Origin of the sequence: Vibrio ouci (assembly GCF_004551525.1) — a bacterium.
Classification (GTDB): Bacteria; Pseudomonadota; Gammaproteobacteria; order Enterobacterales; family Vibrionaceae; genus Vibrio; species Vibrio ouci.
Genome location: NZ_SATR01000122.1, coordinates 1 through 2,515 on the forward strand (window position 1 = coordinate 1; position 2,515 = coordinate 2,515).

Below are 2,515 nucleotides of genomic sequence, written 5' to 3' on the forward strand. Positions count from 1 at the left end.
ATATCAATTAAATCATGCTTTTGGTTGATGGATGAACGCGTATCTTCAACAACGGAAAGGTGTTCTATGAGGCTCAAAGTCGATATCAATTTGTGGATTTGAGCCTATTAGATCATAGTTGTTAACAAAGTGCGATCCCGCCCTGGGGAATGGCTGGGTATCGGGGCACTCGGATAAACCGATCATCTGGTGTGCATCGGCCAACAACATTTTTGTGCGGCGTTACCACTACTGAGTGTCGGTATCGCTTTGCTCATCTGCCTTGCAGAGAATGGCCTCTGCTTCATTCTGTGCCACTTCAAAAATAGGATCGTATAGGATTCGGCAGTTTAGGTTATTTTTGCTTTATCTGTAGCTAGCCGTTCCAGCTGTCGCAGCCGCACTCAGTATTTTCATTGCTTCTTCTATGGCAGCCTTAGCTTGTAGATCTATTTAAGGTCTATGGAACTTGAAAGCAATCCCTGAGTAAATCCCGTTCCCCTTTCCCTATTCCTGCTTTTTTTGCCAGATCTTCCCATCGTGAAACGGCAGTGGCTACCTTTTGGTAAATATCATCAGCTTTCTTAGCATCTAACTGAAAGTATTCTGCGACATCATAGGCTAGTTCAACGTCAAGAGCATTGCTCACGTCATCGATGTTTAGGTGCAAACCCGTAGCATTCGGGGTTGGGTTAATGTCATACGCTGGCGATAATCGCCAACCTGTCGTATCAAAAATGAAACCGTGGTTGCGTAGATGGTCGTCGCTATTGGAAACCATAATATTGAATAGCATACGTGCCCAAAGCTGCTCTAAGTCTTCTCGTGTGTTTGAGCCCTTATCGGTAAGGAATTCAGCTAGTTCTAGATAGCTTGCACCATCATCATTACCGTCAAAATACTCCAAATGTGTCATGGCTGAAGTGAAATGAAGCCTTTTACCATCATCTTCACGGTCAAACCGCTTGGTAAGAAAGATATGGTGATGCGAACCAATGGCTTGTACCTTTGATTCTGCCATATTAATCCCAGCCTCGAGAGCCATTTGGTAAACAACAAATTCCCACAGCCCTATGTCATAATCATCATAACGGCTTGGAAATTTGGCCAACCAGAGAGTGTTGTCAACATCCCTCACGGATGCTTTCGGGCGAGCGCCACCTAGTGACGATCCTGGAGAGATAAGCATGTTAAGCCATTTGAGATAATCTGGGTTCTCAAACTCTGGTTTATCCTCCACACCATTTGCTGCTTGCTGTAGTTCTGGCAGTGATGTCATCGCTGGCGCGGCTAAGTCTTCATTGTCATCAAGGAATGGGCCGTCATGCGAGGTGCGGAAGCGTAGAGCGCCCATACGAAACGCGTCATGCACCCCCAATAGATAGTCTGTTTCAAACAGTGTGTTTGCTCTACGTTTTTCGTGACGAGCTATCACCGCTTCTCTGCGCTGCATCAGTAATCGGCCCCAGCGATCTGGGCATGAATCCAGAAAAACTTTGAAGTTTCTGTCATCTTCTGCGTGCTGCTCCCCCACGTACAATTGAAGCGATGGATCGATTTGGTGCACGTACTTGGAAGCCAGCCACTCCTCGGCGTAATTAAAGCTAAAATGCTCCTTGCCGCGAATTACAGAGGATCGTAACGTACCTACAAGCATAGGCTCGCCGGTATCAATCCAATCAGCGTAGACGTAGATTTCCATTCGTTAGCAGTCCTTATCGTTTTCTTTTTAATAACTCTATATCTTGAAGCTTCCTACCAAGCTCATCATCAAGTGCAATCTTGCCTAGATCCGCTAATAAGCCAAGTACAGCAAGCACATTAACATAGTGGCCGATAGACACTGAAGGATCACCTTTAGCTATTTTCCGCAGTGTCGGCTTGGAAATACCAGTTCTCCTGTGCATCATGTCTTGGCTTATTCCTCGGCGCTTCATAGCCAACGTTATGTTCTCGCCTAAGCCATGGAGGACTTTCAGATTCTTAGGGAACACTACCGCCCCGCGCTTAGTTTGAGTGTTTTTGATTGTCATAATGAAACTATAATTTCACTTAAAGCTGTTAAGTGAAATTATAGTTTCACAAAATGGTGGTTAGGGCAATGATATTTTTGCAAGTTGAGAGTCGCAGACAGGATTGCCAAAAATACTTTTAAGTGAAACTGTGCTTTCATCAAAATGCAGCTTTGTGAAAGCACAGTTTCTCTTTTGGCTTTTGCTGACAGCGCAAGCCAGTTTCCTACTAGCCAATTAACTTGTAGTGTTGAACAAGCCCGAGTCGCTATATAAGGGAGTTGTGTGATTTGCTCTAGAAGGGGGCTGCACGAGCGTTTTTCTTCAGGCGAGCGCGGCTTTGTTTCCTAATTCTTCTGAGCGATTACGTAGCCTCCCTAAGAGTGGCAGCGTTATTTTATTAAAATCGTTTCAGGCATACCAAGCTCGGTCATCTTGTTCAACGCTTTAACCATTGCGTATGCTTCTCCTACTTGGGCGTTGTAACTTCTTAAACTCAAAGAGTTACCCAACAGCTTTTTTTG

Annotated in this window: 2 protein-coding genes and 1 pseudogene; all 3 read right to left on the bottom strand. The window is 44.9% G+C overall.

The annotated features are described in order from the left end of the window. Positions 1-439 precede the first annotated feature (439 nt). Positions 440-1,681: a type II toxin-antitoxin system HipA family toxin gene (locus ELS82_RS24120; protein ID WP_134837671.1), complete on the bottom strand. Its 1,242-nt coding sequence runs from the start codon at positions 1,679-1,681 to the stop codon at positions 440-442. A 13-nt stretch (positions 1,682-1,694) separates the two neighbouring features. Next, positions 1,695-2,012: a helix-turn-helix domain-containing protein gene (locus tag ELS82_RS24125; protein WP_134837672.1), complete on the bottom strand. Its 318-nt coding sequence runs from the start codon at positions 2,010-2,012 to the stop codon at positions 1,695-1,697. A 371-nt stretch (positions 2,013-2,383) separates the two neighbouring features. Then, positions 2,384-2,515, bottom strand: a pseudogene (locus ELS82_RS24130) (IS5/IS1182 family transposase); the annotation flags it as partial.